This is a genomic window from Salinivibrio siamensis, assembly GCF_001996005.1.
GTDB classification, from domain to species: domain Bacteria; phylum Pseudomonadota; class Gammaproteobacteria; order Enterobacterales; family Vibrionaceae; genus Salinivibrio; species Salinivibrio siamensis.
The window spans coordinates 50,407-65,950 of the sequence record NZ_MUFB01000018.1; the positions used below are offsets into that span (position 1 = coordinate 50,407).

Sequence of the window (15,544 nt, forward strand, 5' to 3'; positions counted from 1 at the left end):
CCGTGGTGCTCATAAAGAATAATGCGTATGACACCGAGTGTGTTGTGAATCATGGTGAAGTACGGGTTGAAATAACAGAGCCACAGCATGAAGAACATGAGTTGCAACTGCTCATCCCAGAAGAAAGCAAGCGAATCAAGTTATTTCGAAAACAGTTAAAATATGTAATGTTGTTGGTAAACTCTGAAGTGGATCCAGAGGCACAATATGCACATCATGTAATGCTTTATAGTCATTTAATAGCTTCAGCTGAGGGGTATCTGTTCTCTACATTTAATCACTATGTGACTAAGTCTGATACGTTACTAAGGCGTCTCGTTGAAAGTGACCCTGAGGTTGCTAAAATGAGGTTTGATCTTTCGGAAATTTTTGTTCGCCAAGAAACACTTAAAGAGACTATAGCTAAGCATCTTAATTCGGTAATCTTTCATAACCTTAAATCTACGACAAAAATGTATGCTAGTGTTTTTGGGTTTGGTTTTGGGGACATATCTTGGTTTTATCGTGCGGTAAGTAATCGACATCATTGCGCTCATCGAGGTGGGTATGACAAAGCGGGTAATCCACTCGATATAAATAAAGAAACAATCATAGAGCTTACGACTAAACTGAGTGATTTGATTGAATCTATTGAAATCCGAGTTGCTGACTTTGATGATGACGGTTTCAGGCTCAAGCCAAGTGGAAAAGTCGCTTAACAATGCAATTAAGTTCGCTCTGGACTTGATCCGTTTTACTGGACACGTATCGACGACCTGAGGAGGCGCGGATTCAACCGCGAAGTGCAACACTCTCGTCTGCAGCCTGGCATAACTTGTTAAACATAACGCGAGGCTGCCTAAAGCCAAGACATTTCCTCGGTCGAGCATTCAAGCGGGCCACAGCTGACATCACCTCTTCTCAGTGATTTTTCTCGTTCCCACGCTCCTGCGTGGGAATGCATATCTAGCTCTTGCTATTATTCAAACACAAACCGCACCATGAACAGTGTAACATTATGCTGCCTAGGGCATTGAACTGGCTTGTTCCCCAAAAGTGACGCTGTCCGCTAGTGTTAGAAAAGGGGGCAGTGCAGTTCGGTGATCTTGTGGCGAACTCTGCCTATGATTCAAATCCATATACATTCCCACGCAAGAGCGTGGGAACGATTTATCCGGTTGGTGTATTGGTCCTTACGCCATCGTCCAGTCAGACAGCGTAGTCTTAATAGTCCGTTTGACGGTGCAACAATGTCGATCAACACTACAAAAAAATTTAGTCGACATGGTTTCCTCCAATATTAAAGGTCGCACCTAACTGTGTTAATATTTATAGGAAATAATATGGAGTTTTAGTAATGCAGGATAGGTTGTGAATTACGAGTGTGAAAATAATAAAATTGATCTAACATCAAAGATTATAAGGCTTATTTTTCAGTTCTTTGTTAGTGCTGGAGTGTTAGTTGTTCTATTCTATTGCGGGAGAATCGGGTATTATCCTACAGGACTTACCGTAGGTGATGGATTGATTTTTGTTGCTGTAGCATTGAGCTTTGGTTTTACTTACTCAATGGTAGTGTTTATGCTTTACTGTACGAGTATAGCACTTACTCCACTATGGCGCTTCTTATCAAAAATATTTATCGCATTAGAAAAGGCCAGAAGGAGATTCGCTAATAATCCAGATGAAGTAACTATTAATAAATTTAGGGAGTTGAAAGGTGACCGTATAAGCATGGCGGTGCTTGGAACTCTAGGCTTGTTAATAATGACTAGGACTGCATTCATTGATTTAGATCTATTTTATGGTTTGTTTTTTCTGTTTTTTTTATCGCGCACATAAGTTTGATGTATGAAAATCTAGACTCGCTAGAAAATCGCTCAAGGATCTCTGGAAATATAAAAGTGATAAAAGTGTTATTGCTTTTAACTTTATACTTTTCTCCGTTAATTGTTGGTGAGTTTAAAGGTGGTATTCTAGAGCAAACTATGCGGCTTATTGGAATAAGAAATGATCATGCTATAGTTAAGTTTGTTGATGGTTATGCTCATTTTGTCGAGTCTAATGTTGACAAAAGAGAGAGTGGGTTATACCCAAGTAAGGTAATATTTAGTGGTTTAGGGACGACTTCAGTTATAGAAATTGATGGTGTGAGGTTTGTGGTTCCAAATGAAAAATACAACATGATTATTGATAGAAATATATTAAAGTTATCAGATTAGCGATTTTTGATTTTTAYTGAGGGTGTTCAATATTTGGTGAGTTGGACGTCTCACAACTTACGTTAGGCTTTWATTATGCTCAACCAGAGAGGATGCATGCACATACCCAAGAATATAGAAATGACTGGCGAGGACGCCATTAAGGCGTTCATTTCCGATTATGGCTTTGGCGTTCTCGTTTCTAACGATTTGAATGCAACACACTTGCCCTTAGTCTATGAAGCAGAGGAAAGGGCGTTAGGTTGTCTTTATGGGCACTTTGGCAAGGCGAATGCGCATTGGAAAGTAACTGAAAATCAGCGTGTTGTGGTTATTTTCAATTGACCGCATTCGTATATATCACCATCCTGGTATAAGACAAAGCCCGCGGTGCCGACATGGAATTATGCGGCTGTGCATTGTTACGGTGTCTTGAAGCTTTTGAGTGACAAAGAAAACGAATGGGCAATGAAGCAGCTTGTGGCGAAGTATGAACCTAGTCTGCTTGATGCACCGGAAACGATGCCAAGCGATTATCAAGCGAAACTGCGCCAGTCAGTCGTGGGCTTTAAAATTGTTGTTGACGACATTCATGCAAAGGAAAAGTTAGGTCAACATCGAAAATCGGACGATCAAACGGGCGTGTTCGCCGCACTCAGTGACAGCACGCATCTAAACGATATCGCCTTGTCGGCATATATGGAAAAACGCAATCTTGGGATCGGTAATAAGTAGCACCTGCCACTCGTGGTGTATTAGCAGCTAGCCGTCGAAGACTCAGGAAGATGAGTACGGCAGCTTCTCTAAAATCTAAAACAAGAAAAACCACTGTAAACACAACATCGATAGTAAGGAGCAAGGATGACTGATGTTTTATCACTCGTTTCAATAGGGTTCGCATTTTTTGTTGTCGCGGTCTCCCCGGGGCCGGCGAACATCTCCAACGCAACCATCGCCATGAGTAAGGGCCGAAAAGTCAGCCTTGTTTACGGCGCAGGGTTATCCATTGGGCTGCTGTTTTGGGGCATTGTCGCCGCCAGTGGCTTGGGTGTGGTGCTACAAGGGTCGGTATATTTACTCATGCTGCTAAAAATCGTGGGTGGCGTTTATCTTCTATGGCTGGCTTACCTTTCTTTTAAATCATCCTTTAATGCCGCCGCGACGGTCTCCACAAACGATAGCCAAGAAGTGGGATACCGAAAATGGTTTGTTCGTGGCGTGGTTTTAAATTCCTCTAATCCTAAAACCGTGGTGGCTTGGATGGCGGCTTTGTCGGTTGGGATGGGTTCAAGCAGCGATGGGCTATTTCTTGTCGCTGCGGTGCTGACTTGTATGCTGATTGGCTTTTTGGTGAATGGGATGTACTCCCTGTTGTTTTCAATCAACGGCGTGATGAACGTCTACCAAAAGGTGGCGCATTGGGTTGAGCGCGTCGTATCTGGGATCTTCGCGCTGGCAGGATTAGGGTTGCTACGTTCCGCCTTTAGCCGCGATCCTGCGTGAGTCGTGACACACAAGGCGCTAGAGTAACGTGTTATTGCTAGGTGCGCGGGACTCAGCCCTTTGATAAAGAAAATTGTCGCGCTATTACTGACGTAATCATGAGTATCGGAACCTCAATAAATGACACTCAGAGCCTTCACTCAATCTGACTATGAGCGATTGATAAACTGGATCGACTCAGACGAATTAAACTACCAATGGGGTGGCCCAACCTTCGATTTTCCGTTAAACGCGCACCAGATCAGCCAGCATTGTGCACAACCCGACGTGTGGCCTTTTATGTTTTCTGTCTCGGGGGAGAGCGCGGGATACGCAGAGTTGGTCAAAACCAGTGAGGATCACTTTCGCATTTGTCGTGTTTTTATCGCTAAGCCGTTTCGCGGTCAAGGCATCGCCAATCAAATGCTCTGCCAGCTTATCCAATTGGCCACGTCAGAATATCGTGCTGACGCGTTATCGCTCGCAGTGTTTGAGCACAACACCGCGGCTAAACGGTGCTATGAGTCATTGGGGTTTGTGGTCACTGCTCGAGAAAGCGGTATGCGTTCATTTCGCGATGAGTCATGGGTATTGCTACGTATGGAAAAGTCGCTCTTATCATCCGATTAACGCTTTACCTCAACCCAACTGGAGGGATTAATCTGGTGCCATTCACATAAGGAGTCGACGATGACATCAGCACCCATGATTGAACAGTATTTACACCGCCTCGCGTTGAGTGAGGCGAAGGGCGTGGCACTGGTCACTGAACTCATTGAAAAGCACTTGGCGCGGTATGCATTCTCTAGCCTCAATGCCTTGGCGGGGCAGCCGCTTTCTTTACAGACGGATGCATTGTTTGAACGGTTGGTGGTGAACCAACAAGGCGGCTATTGCTTTGAGCACAATAAAATTGCCTACCTTGCCCTGAAATATTTGGGGTTTGAAGTGCGCAGTGTGCTGGCGCGGGTGATGCTTAATGGTAAACCCACCAATCCCCGCACTCACCGTATGAATGTGCTTGAACTCGATGGTGAGACCTATCTAGTGGACGTTGGTTTTGGCAATAAAATCCCGCGCGGGTTACTCAATATCAATCAGCGCACCTGCACCATCGGGCACGATACCTATCAAATCACGCGCAATGGCGATGTAGTGATGGTGGTATTACACGAGCCCGAGCAACCGCCATTAACACTGTACGAGGTTGAGCTTTATGATGTGGTAGAAGCCGACTTTGAAGTGGCGCATTTCTATTCTCATCAACACTCCGATGCGGTTTTCGTCAATAACCTTGTGGTGTCGTTGATCACCGCTTCACACCGCTATTTGATTCGTAATCAGCAGTTTTTGGTCTGGGATGCGGCAGGGCACCTTATTACCGATAAAAGCATCGATAGCGTCTAGGCATTAACTCAGCTGGTTTAAATCAAGATAGGCTAGAGACCGCTATCATCACGGCATTCTATGAACGATGTTGAACCTTCAATGAAGATATCTTTTTTGAGCATTATCACAGTATATCGAGTCACGTCAGTGCTATATGCTTGTGACCGACTGCTTATTCAAGTTGATTATAAGTGAAAAGGTTTGTCATGATATCTTTACACTTTAAAAAGCTATTATATAAGCTCAAAATTACTGTCCGCCGGTGAAGAAAGTCGCTCTACCTGCTCTCATTACGGCGTGAGTTTCGGCTCGACATGGTTTTTCTGAGCTGATCAAGTTCAGCTTATTGGTCTAATAGAAGTGTTTACTGCCTAATGAGCTCTCGTTTCGTAGAGAAAAATTTAGCCGAAGGGATACTGAAACTGGTTGGGTACTTATACGCTGATCTACTAGGAGAACCCTATTCTCAATTGTGTGTCATATTGATAGAATACAACCTCTCACCCTGAGCTGTTTTTCCTCATGATGGAGAGTAGGGGATTGATAGCGTTTTCATTCAACTTAATGCAAAAGGATGCTAAAAGTGCAAAAGTTTTATAAGTTTTTTTTGTTTTTTTCTATAACACTTCTCTCTGCTTGTTCGGCCGTTGATACACAACCGGAAAAAGTCAGTTTAGAATCTGATGTTAAAGAGTTCGTGTTTATGAAGGAACTACCCACAGGTGACCCTTTAACTGATGATATGATAAGGGAAGAGCTTAAGAGAGAAATACGAGAGAGTTCTAAATTTAAAGGAATAAGTCGATACTATACTGGGGTTAGTGGTCTTTATGATTTAAAAGGATTAGAGGTAAAATCAAATGATAATAGACTTTTCGTCTCATATGTAAACGGTGAGTATTTTTCTGACACAGACAGCTCTAACACCACGTCTACCTTTGCTAGTTATGAACTCCAAATAGAAGAGCAGGGGGGCCTAAAAACCGTTTCCGTTTTAACTCCACGTTTTATTGAGGTAAAGCCAGGGAACTCCGCAATTTTATTACCAATAAGCCCACTGGTTACAACGCAAGAAGCGAAAGATGACATTGAAAGAATAAACTCTAGGATTCATCCTGAATTTGATGGGTTTAAAGAATTCTCGGGTGACTTTAACGTTAAGTATAACGATGAGTCTGTATATGCGAATTTTACGCGCATACTAGGCGAGTATCAGTATAACGATGAGAAAGTTAAAAAGTATGACATACAAAAAGGTAAGCTTTTTGAGTTGGGTGATGATGGGGATAGCTTTCCAGTAAAAATAACCGTTTTCCCGTATAGAAATGGGTCGAAAGTAGTGTATAAGTTTAGAGCTCCATTTGTTTTGAAAAACGATGGAACCACGACTTTCGATGAAGATAAAGTAGAAAAGTATATTGATAGAATAAAAGAAGTGGCAAAAGACTAAATTTTTAATGTTTTTGCCAACGGGGCAGTATCCGATTACATTGCTTAGTGGACTGGCCCGTTTTTTCTTTTTATTAAAAGAGGAAGTGAAGTTAGTAAGATATTTTAATAATTCAGCGTTCGTGTGATCTAGCCTCGTGTCTTGAGGGATTAATCTGGTGCCATTCACATAAGGAGTCGACAATGACATCAGCACCCATGATTGAAGAGTATTTACATCACCTCGCGTTGAGTGAGGCGAAGGGCGTGGCACTGGTCACTGAGCTTACTGAAAAGCACTTGGCGCGGTATGCATTCTCTAGCCTCAATGCCTTGGCGGGGCAGTCGCTTTCTTTACAGACGGATGCTTTGTTTGAACGGTTGGTGGTGAACCAACAAGGCGGCTATTGTTTTGAGCACAATAAAATTGCCTATCTTGCCCTGAAACATTTGGGGTTTAAGGTGCGCAGTGTGCTGGCGCGGGTGATGCTTAATGGTAACCCTACCAATCCCCGCACTCACCGTATGAATGTGCTTGAGCTCGATGGCGAGACCTATCTAGTGGACGTTGGTTTTGGCAATAAAACCCCACGCGGGTTACTCAATATCAACCAGGGCACCTGCAATATCGGGCACGATACCTATCAAATCACGCGCAATGGCGATGTAGTGACGGTGGTATTGCACGAGCCCGAGCAACCGCCATTAACACTGTACGAGGTTGAGCTTTATGATGTGGTAGAAGCCGACTTTGAAGTGGCGCATTTCTATTCTCATCAACACCCCGATGCGGTTTTCGTCAATAACCTTGTGGTGTCGTTGATCACCGCTTCACACCGCTATTTGATCCGTAATCAGCAGTTTTTGGTCTGGGATGCGGCAGGGCACCTTATTACCGATAAAAGCATCGATAGCGTCGAGGCATTAACTCAGCTGGTTCACGAGGTGTTTTTATTGCAACCACCCAAAGCAGTGTTGGAAACCGCATTTGCGCAGGTAGCGGCCAACGCGGCGGCGTAAAAAACGATACGCAACTTTGTGTATTAAGCAAAAAGCCAGCACATTGCTGGCTTTTTGGTTTGTGAGTCGTTTATCGGTGTGACGTTAACCCTGCAAAACATGCATGAGCATTTTGATGCTGAGCAAGAGGGATAACACGCCCAATGTCTTTTTCAGTTTATCGGCGGGCAAGCGTGCGGCACAGGCGACACCCAGTGGTGCCGAGAAGTAACTGGCGAGCGAGAACAGCACCACCGCGGGAAGGTAAATATAGCCAAATGTGAGTTGCTCCGGTGTGGTGTTTTCCCAGCCGTTGAGCAAATACCCCAAGGTGCCCGTGATGGCGAGTGGAAACCCAATCGCTGCCGAGGTGCCAACCGCGTTTTTTACTGCTAAGTTTTGGCCGATTAAATAAGGGACGATCAYGCCGGCGCCGCTGACTGAGACGAGGGCAGAAATGGTACCAATCAGTGTACCGACCGCGACATTGCCTGCCGGTTTGTGTGGCGTTAAGTTGGCTTGTGGGCGTTTGGGTTGGAACATTTTGTAAGCCACATAAAGCATAAACAGACTAAAAAAGAGAGCGAGCGCCACACCGTTGACAGCCGCGGCTATGGTGGTGGCGATAAAGGTGCCGGCCATCACACCGATCGCCATGTTAGTGGCAAGTGATGTATGGACATGGCCTTTGGCATAATGGGCACGCATACTACTGAAGGTGGTGAACACCATCGCGGCCATTGAGCTCCCGAGCGCCATATGGACGACGTGTTGGTCGCCAATCCCTTGCGCCGCAAACAATAAGGTAAAGGCTGGCACCGTTAGCCCACCTCCTCCGACACCCACCAAACCGGCAATAAAGCCGACCCCTATTCCTAATAACGCGTAATAAATGGCGAATGTTACGTCGATCATCGACAGTTCCTTTCTTTTGCTAACCACAAGACTTCACTGTAGGGTGTTATTGTATTGGCATGTTAATGCGCTTTGGCCTAATAATAATGAAATATGGCCAAGTAGGGAGAGCGGTATGGGCGTTTGGGAGACAAGTGAAAGAGCGTCAGGCGCGGCGCTGATCACCTGTTCGTGGTCACGTGAGGCTGATACTGGTAAAAGAGACACAAAGCGGTATCACTGGCACACGCACCATAGAGGGCAGCTTTTATGTGTGCAATCGGGACTGGTGCAGATAAAAACGGCTGAGGGCACATGGGTGTTACCACCGTCTCGCGCTGGCTGGATCCCTCCCAACGCGAAACACAGCGTGCTTTTTTGTAATGCGGTGAGCGGCTATTCGGTGTTACTTTTACCTGCCGTATGCCAGTCGTTGCCGAATCGCCCCCAAGTGGTCGGGTTGAATCAAATGCTGGAGTCGATGGTGGTGCGAAGCGCGGGATGGGATCAAGCGCAGCTCACTGCGGAGAACCGACGCATTGCTGATGTGATCATTGATGAAATCCGCACTGCAGAGGCTGAAGCGCTTTATCTACCGATGCCAACTGATCCGCGATTAGTGCGCGTTGCCGAGGCGATTTTACGTCACCCAGATAGCAAAAATACTGCGGAGCAGTGGGCTGAAGTGGGGGCATTGTCAGCCCGAACACTGCGACGTTTAATGCCGGCCGAAACCGGCCTGACCTTTGTGCAATGGCGAAACCAAGCGCAGTTGAATCACGCATTAGCACTATTGGCGCAAGGTGAACGGGTGGGCGATGTGGCCTTTGCGTTAGGCTACGCGACCCCCAGTAATTTTATCGCCATGTTTAAAAAGGCAATGGGACATCCCCCGGCCTATTATTTTTCTGGCTCACAGCGTAAGGACGTGCGATGAACATAAAACGATGGTTGATGGTAATGGCTTGGCTGGCATTGTCCTTCACTGTGAGTGCCAAGGAATTTGCAGCCAGTGGTTTGGCTTCACAGACGGTGTTTAACCCCGAGCGTGAATCGACGATCGAGGTGGATATTTGGTATCCCACCACATTGGATTCAACCCATTTTGAGTTCGGCAAAAACAAAGTATTTGTAGGGACGAAAACCAACCGGAATGCGCCGGTTGCGTCGGGCAAACACCCTGTTGTGCTGTTGGCACATGGCGGCATGCGTGCATCGCCCTTCCACGCGGGGTGGGTGGCGTCCGGTTTGGCCAAAGCGGGATTTATCGTGGTGGTGCCGCAGCAACTTGGGTTTTCGGCCGCGAATGTTACGTCGGCACCAAGTGAGTTGTGGTTGCGGCCGAGCGATCTATCAATCAGTTTGACGCATCTCATAGATACCGCGCCGTTTAAGCAGGCTATCGATACTGACCATGTGTATGGGGTTGGGTTTTTCTTGGGCGGCACGTCCATGCTGTCACTGGCGGGGGCGAGGTTTGAGCCGGCACTTTACAAGCAATCTTGCGCACAGGAAGAGGTGAATATTGATTGCCAATGGCTCCAGAAAAACAAGGTGGATTTGAGCAAGGTGTCTGAGTCCATGCTTAGCCGCACCAATCACGATGATCGTGTCAAAGCCATTGTGGCGATTAATCCTGAATTAACCAAAACATTGGATGCACAGAGTCTTGGTGACATCAAGGTGCCCGTGAAATTGATGGATATTCGTGGCCGTCATGCTGCGCTGCCGGAACTGGAGGTCGCTGAGTCTATTGCCGCGATTCCGAATATGACGCTAATGAAAACGCCGCATACCACTATTTTTAGTGCGTTTAGTCGCTGTACGGCAAAAGGTGTGCAGATATTAGCATTGGAAGGGGAAGGCCATCTTTGCCAAACGTCAGCGCAACAATCCCGAGAAGAGGCGCACAGGCTGATTATGAACGCGATTACCCGCTTTATTGATCACCAATGACGGGCTGATTGGTGCATATGTGCAAGGTCGTCACGAACACAGAACACAAAAAAACCAGCTCATTGGCTGGTTTTTTTAAATCGGTCACTCGGCAGATTAGTCTTGGAAAAGGCCGAGGTTTTCTTTGGCGTAGGCTTCAAACTCGGTAAAGCCGCCAACGTGCTCTTGGTCAACAAAGATTTGTGGCACGGTTTCAACCGGCTTGCCGACGGTTTTTTCTAGATCGGCTTTGCTGATGCCTTCTGCATGGATATCAACATAACGGTAGTTGAAATCGTCACGGTTTGTTTTTAGCTCTTCCGCGAGGTCTTTAGCGCGAACACAGAATGGGCAGCCGGGGCGACCAAAAATCACGACGAACATATTCATCTCCTTTAGCGTTAATGGTCTTACTATGCCTGATGGGCGCGCGTTAGAAAAGATGAATTTCCCTCTCGCACCAATAGGAAAAACCGATGATAAGCGTCAAGGCGTGCCAGTGCGTGGGGTCACGTGCTTGTGGGGTGAGTGGGACATAAAGCGCCAGAGCAGGGTGATTGCTTCGCTGAGTATAAAGGTGTAAAACCATCAAGTCCCGCTTTTACGGCTCAACGTCAAATAAGGAAGCACAATGAATCCAACGATTGAGACACTTCTTTCTCACCGCTCTATTCGCAAATTTACTCAAGATGCCATTTCTCCCGAGCAATTAACCCAGATTATTGATGCGGCGCGCGCGGTATCCAGCTCAAGCTTCTTACAGTGCACCAGCATTATCCGTGTGACGGACAAAGAAAAACGACGCTTATTGGCAGAATATGCAGGCAACCAAGCGTATGTGGCCGATTGTGCCGAGTTCTTAGTGTGGTGTGCGGACTTCCATCGTCACGAGCAAATCAACCCTAATGCCAAATTAGGCTTTACCGAGCAGACGCTTATCGGTGCGATTGATGGCGCGATTATGGCGCAAAATGCGATGGTGGCAGCGGAATCGATGGGCCTTGGCGGCGTATATATCGGTGGCTTACGCAATCAGCCGGAAAAGGTGGCCGAGTTGTTGGCGATGCCGAATCACGTGATGCCTTTGTTTGGTATGTGCTTGGGTGTGCCAGCGCAAGACCCCGAAACCAAGCCTAAATTACCTGCACAGCTTTTGGTGCACGAGAACAGCTATCAAGCCATCGATGAGGCGGCGCTAAGCGACTATGACAACCAAGTGCGCGAGTATTATCAAACGCGCACGGGCGGCAATAAAGACATGAGTTGGAGCGAGCAGATCTCCGCCACGTTAGAAAAAGAAGCGCGTCCGTTTATGAAAGACTTTCTGCACAGCAAAGGGTTTAGCATCCGTTAAGAGAGCGCCTAAACGTGATGGATAAAAAAGCAGCGTTTTGCTGCTTTTTTATTATTTATCGCCTCAGCTTGTCCAGTTTGCTATCTGATTTGATGGATTTATTGTCTAATCCTGCCTCTAAGCGCTAAAACCTATTTACATCTGTCCTGTAAACCGTAATATTGCCGCGTTTTTGCGCGTGATAATCACTTTTATCTGACACTATCCGCGCTCATTTTCAACATTAAATTGTTTTTATACGAAGTAGGGCTCTGATGGAAAACAAACTGGCAAATCCTGCTCCTTTGGGGTTGATGGGTTTCGGAATGACCACGGTATTATTGAACATTCATAATGCGGGTTTTTTCCCTATCGATAGCATGATCTTGGCGATGGGCATTTTTTATGGTGGCTTGGCGCAAGTGATTGTCGGCATCATGGAATTCAAAAAGGGCAATACCTTTGGTACCACGGCATTTACCTCTTATGGCCTGTTTTGGCTGACGCTAGTAGGGCTAATCGTCATGCCAGAAATGGGGATTGCTCAACCGAGCCCAGCCGGCTTTATGGGTTGGTACTTGGTGATGTGGGGTGTGTTTACCGGCTTTATGTATATCGGTTCACGCCGTTACTGCCTAGCTAAGCAGTTTGTCTTTGCTAGCTTGACCGTACTTTTCTTCTTGCTGGCAGCGCGTGATTTTACCGGTAGTGCACTGATTGGCACCATTGCAGGCTTTGAGGGCATTGTGTGTGGCTTGAGTGCGATTTACTTCGCGATGGCGCAGGTGCTTAACGAAGAGTACGGCCGTACTGTGTTGCCCGTTGGTGAGCAAAAAGCAACGCTAGCGCCGCAAACGGCGTAAACGTCTGATACTAAACGCCTGGTACATTGTTGAGATCTAAAAAAGCTCGGCCATCAGAGGCCGAGCTTTTTTTATCCGCGATTAAGCCTGACAGTGAAGGATTAACACATCACTTTCACGGCTAACCCACCTTGTGAGGTTTCGCGGTATTTGGCGTTCATGTCTTTGCCGGTTTCCATCATGGTTTCAATCACTTTATCCAGTGATACACGCGGCTCTGACGAACGTTGAAGTGCCATGCGTGAGGCATTAATGGATTTCACCGCGGCAATGCCGTTGCGCTCAATGCAAGGCACCTGTACTTGCCCGGCAACCGGGTCACAAGTGAGGCCTAAGTTGTGCTCCATAGCGATTTCGGCCGCCATACAAACTTGGTGCGGGCTACCGCCCATCAGCTCAGCGAGGCCAGCGGCGGCCATAGAGCAGGCGACGCCCACTTCGCCTTGGCAACCGACTTCGGCACCTGAGATAGAGGCGTTTTGCTTGTACAAACCACCAATCGCGCCGGAGGCGGCAAAAAACCGGGTGTAGATTGACTTATCAACCGGCTCGATAAATTTGTCGTAGTAGGCCAGCACCGCGGGAATAATGCCACATGCGCCATTGGTGGGCGCGGTCACCACGCGGCCACCGGCAGCGTTTTCTTCGTTAACGGCAAAGGCAAACATGTTCACCCAATCGACCACGGCCATGGGATCAATGTTATATTTTTCGCTGGTTTTTAATTGGTGACGCAAGGCGGCAGCACGGCGCGGCACACGCAGCGGGCCAGGTAACACGCCTTCGTTTTCCATCCCGCGCGCCATACACGCCTGCATGGTTTTCCAAATGTCAGCGAAGTAGGTATCAATCTCGTCCTGGCTGTGCATGCTGCGCATGTTGGCCATCACCAAGCCGCTGATCGAAAAACCGGTTTCTTGGGTGAGTGCCAGTAGGCCGTCAGCGCTATTGAAGTCGTAAGGGACTTGCACCGCTTGCATGGCAGGCTGACCAAACTCGGCTTCTTCAACAATAAAGCCACCGCCAATCGAGTAATAGGTTTTACTCAGTACACACTCATCGCCTTGCCAGGCATGGATTTGCATGCCGTTCTCGTGCAGTGAGAGGTTAGAGGTATGAAAGTTCATCCCTCCATCACGCGGGAAGGCGACGGCGTGCTGTTGCTCACCCAGTGGCAATTGCTCTGTCTCTTCTACCCGCTTAATAAAGCGGGGAATAGAATCGATATCAACGGTTTCAGGGCTGTTGCCTGCTAAGCCCATAATCGTGGCGATGTCGGTGTGATGGCCTTTACCGGTGAGTGACAATGAGCCGTATACGTCAACCGTGACGCGATCGACGTCGGTTAAACGCTGACTGGCGGTGAGCTCATCAACAAAGCACTTGCCCGCTTTCATTGGGCCAACCGTATGAGAACTGGATGGGCCAACGCCAATCTTAAAAATGTCAAAAACACTGATCATGTGTCTACCTCAGTCAATGCCCTAAGGGCAATGGATTTAGTGTTTACGCCATCCGTCCATGGTATTGACTGTGATGGCAAGCGCACGCTCGCCATAATGAAAAGGAGCAGCCTTCACTGCTCCTTGTTATCCGCAAACATCGATGGATGCGGTGGGCATAGAGCCCAACGCAGCAGTCCTATAGCGCCTGCTGCGCGCGCTGTGTTCGATTAAGCAAAACGGCTGATTCAGAATCGTTAGTGATTAAGAGATCATGCTGTACGTAATCGCGGAAATTGCCACCAGCCCCATAATCAGAACAAAGGCGTTGCTGATTGTACCTGAATATTTCTGCATTGCTGGCACGTTTTTCACGGCATACATTGGCATAATAAACAGGATAGTGGCAATGATTGGGCCGCCAAGTGATTCAATCATCCCCAAAATGCTTGGATTTAGGGTGGCGACTAACCAAATGGTCAGGATCATGAATACCACGGTGAACACGTCGATTTTTTTGCGATCAACGGGTTTCCCCATGCTGCGCAGCGCTTTGGTGGCAATTCCGTTCAGGCCTTCACGTGCGCCTAGGTAGTGACCAAAGAACGAGGACACAATCGCGACAAAGGCCACCAATGGACCCAAGAAGGAAATGAACGGGCTTTCATGCTTGTTGGCCAAATAAGAAAGGATTGCGATGTTTTCCGCTTTTGCCGCTGCCAAATCCGCTGGCGTGAGGGACAGCACGCAAGAGAAGACAAACAGCATCACGAAACCGACCAACATGGCGGCCGAGCGCATCAGGATCTGACCAGACTTGTATTCCGCTTCGTCGCCATGGTCACGACGCTGTGCCAATGAGAAAGACGAAATGGCCGGGCTGTGGTTAAACGCAAAAACCAGTACCGGAATCGAAATCCAAAGGGTAATGGCAAAGTCACCGGCAGACGGGACTTGCGATAGCGCCGCGGTGTTCCACTCTGGGATCAGGTAGATGGACATAAAGACCAAAATACCAACCAGCGGATAGACCAAAAACTGAGTGACACGCAGCATCATTTTTTCGCCCAGTAGCATCACCGACATCATGCCGAGAATAAGCGCTAGCGAGAGGATCGCACGTGGTGGCGACGCCATGCCAAGCTGGTTGACCAAGAAGGAGTCGACGGTGTTGGTGATCCCGACGCCGTAGATCAACACAATCGGATAGATTGCAAAGAAGTACAGCAAGGTGATCAGTTTGCCCGCGCCAACACCAAAGTGCTCTTCAACCACTTCGGTAATGTCGCTGCCTGCATTTTTAGAAGATAAAACAAAACGAGAGAGGCCGCGGTGGGCAAAGAAGGTCATTGGGCCAACAAGCAAGGTCATGACCACGAGAGGCCAAAAGCCGCTCATGCCTGCGTTGATCGGAAGGAAAAGAATACCCGCGCCAACCGCGGTGCCAAAAAGGGAAAGCGCCCAGGTTGTATCTTGTTTGGTCCAGCGCGGGCGCGACGTTGCACTGGTACCAGTCGTCGAGGTTGTTTGCATAACAATACTACTCACATTGTAGGGAACAGGAATCAGGGAAGGCGAATTCTGGCGATTTCCACAGAG

Annotated in this window: 16 protein-coding genes and 1 pseudogene; 13 read left to right on the forward strand and 4 right to left on the reverse strand. The window is 47.5% G+C overall.

The features are described 5' to 3' along the window. Positions 1 to 44: 44 nt before the first annotated feature. From BZG73_RS10670 to BZG73_RS10710, 9 genes and pseudogenes are all read left to right on the forward strand, one after another. A complete protein-coding gene (locus BZG73_RS10670) occupies positions 45 to 698 on the forward strand; it encodes a hypothetical protein (protein ID WP_131826193.1) in 654 nt (217 codons plus the stop codon). 652 nt (positions 699 to 1,350) lie between these two features. Continuing rightward, the gene (locus BZG73_RS10675; protein ID WP_077668276.1) at positions 1,351 to 1,821 is read left to right on the forward strand and encodes a hypothetical protein; all 471 of its coding nucleotides are present in this window, start codon (positions 1,351 to 1,353) and stop codon (positions 1,819 to 1,821) included. A gap of 62 nt (positions 1,822 to 1,883) precedes the next feature. Further along, the gene (locus tag BZG73_RS10680; RefSeq protein ID WP_077668277.1) at positions 1,884 to 2,201 is read left to right on the forward strand and encodes a hypothetical protein; all 318 of its coding nucleotides are present in this window, start codon (positions 1,884 to 1,886) and stop codon (positions 2,199 to 2,201) included. A gap of 96 nt (positions 2,202 to 2,297) precedes the next feature. Continuing rightward, positions 2,298 to 2,915: pseudogene (locus BZG73_RS16170) on the forward strand (FMN-binding negative transcriptional regulator). Between the two features lie 126 nt (positions 2,916 to 3,041). Beyond that, positions 3,042 to 3,683 (forward strand): LysE family translocator, encoded by a 642-nt coding sequence (locus BZG73_RS10690; protein ID WP_077668278.1) that lies wholly within the window; start codon positions 3,042 to 3,044, stop codon positions 3,681 to 3,683. Positions 3,684 to 3,803: 120 nt separating this feature from the next. After that, positions 3,804 to 4,292, forward strand: coding sequence for a GNAT family N-acetyltransferase (locus BZG73_RS10695; RefSeq protein ID WP_077668279.1), 489 nt, complete (start codon positions 3,804 to 3,806; stop codon positions 4,290 to 4,292). A 60-nt stretch (positions 4,293 to 4,352) separates the two neighbouring features. Continuing rightward, positions 4,353 to 5,069 carry an arylamine N-acetyltransferase family protein gene (locus BZG73_RS10700; RefSeq protein WP_077668280.1) on the forward strand — a complete coding sequence of 239 codons (717 nt, stop codon included), beginning with the start codon at positions 4,353 to 4,355 and terminating at the stop codon, positions 5,067 to 5,069. A gap of 565 nt (positions 5,070 to 5,634) precedes the next feature. Next, positions 5,635 to 6,501, forward strand: a complete 867-nt coding sequence (locus BZG73_RS10705; RefSeq protein ID WP_077668281.1) for a hypothetical protein — start codon at positions 5,635 to 5,637, stop codon at positions 6,499 to 6,501. Positions 6,502 to 6,683: 182 nt separating this feature from the next. Next, complete coding sequence (locus BZG73_RS10710) at positions 6,684 to 7,499, forward strand: arylamine N-acetyltransferase family protein (protein ID WP_077668282.1); 816 nt, start codon at positions 6,684 to 6,686, stop codon at positions 7,497 to 7,499. An 84-nt stretch (positions 7,500 to 7,583) separates the two neighbouring features. Here the strand turns inward: BZG73_RS10710 and BZG73_RS10715 are convergent, their stop codons facing one another. Next, positions 7,584 to 8,393: a sulfite exporter TauE/SafE family protein gene (locus tag BZG73_RS10715; RefSeq protein ID WP_077668283.1), complete on the reverse strand. Its 810-nt coding sequence runs from the start codon at positions 8,391 to 8,393 to the stop codon at positions 7,584 to 7,586. Positions 8,394 to 8,646: 253 nt separating this feature from the next. Here BZG73_RS10715 and BZG73_RS10720 point away from each other — a divergent pair, with 253 nt between their 5' ends. After that, positions 8,647 to 9,309 carry an AraC family transcriptional regulator gene (locus BZG73_RS10720; RefSeq protein WP_231637369.1) on the forward strand — a complete coding sequence of 221 codons (663 nt, stop codon included), beginning with the start codon at positions 8,647 to 8,649 and terminating at the stop codon, positions 9,307 to 9,309. Beyond that, entirely contained in the window at positions 9,306 to 10,328 is a 1,023-nt protein-coding gene (locus BZG73_RS10725) for an alpha/beta hydrolase family protein (protein ID WP_077668284.1), read from the forward strand. Before BZG73_RS10720 ends, BZG73_RS10725 begins: the two co-directional genes overlap by 4 nt. 96 nt (positions 10,329 to 10,424) lie before the next feature. On the opposite strand, the gene BZG73_RS10730 is transcribed toward BZG73_RS10725, so the two are convergent. Then, positions 10,425 to 10,691 carry a GrxA family glutaredoxin gene (locus tag BZG73_RS10730; protein ID WP_077577726.1) on the reverse strand — a complete coding sequence of 89 codons (267 nt, stop codon included), beginning with the start codon at positions 10,689 to 10,691 and terminating at the stop codon, positions 10,425 to 10,427. 247 nt (positions 10,692 to 10,938) lie between these two features. On the opposite strand from BZG73_RS10730, the gene nfsA reads away from it, so the two are divergent. Beyond that, complete coding sequence (gene nfsA, locus BZG73_RS10735; protein ID WP_077668285.1) at positions 10,939 to 11,661, forward strand: oxygen-insensitive NADPH nitroreductase; 723 nt, start codon at positions 10,939 to 10,941, stop codon at positions 11,659 to 11,661. A 254-nt stretch (positions 11,662 to 11,915) separates the two neighbouring features. Continuing rightward, positions 11,916 to 12,503 carry an acetate uptake transporter gene (locus BZG73_RS10740; protein WP_046073118.1) on the forward strand — a complete coding sequence of 196 codons (588 nt, stop codon included), beginning with the start codon at positions 11,916 to 11,918 and terminating at the stop codon, positions 12,501 to 12,503. Between the two features lie 101 nt (positions 12,504 to 12,604). Here the strand turns inward: BZG73_RS10740 and BZG73_RS10745 are convergent, their stop codons facing one another. Further along, positions 12,605 to 13,966, reverse strand: coding sequence for an L-serine ammonia-lyase (locus BZG73_RS10745; protein WP_077577728.1), 1,362 nt, complete (start codon positions 13,964 to 13,966; stop codon positions 12,605 to 12,607). Positions 13,967 to 14,209: 243 nt separating this feature from the next. Then, positions 14,210 to 15,478: a serine/threonine transporter gene (locus tag BZG73_RS10750; RefSeq protein WP_046073120.1), complete on the reverse strand. Its 1,269-nt coding sequence runs from the start codon at positions 15,476 to 15,478 to the stop codon at positions 14,210 to 14,212. Between the last annotated feature and the right edge of the window lie 66 nt (positions 15,479 to 15,544).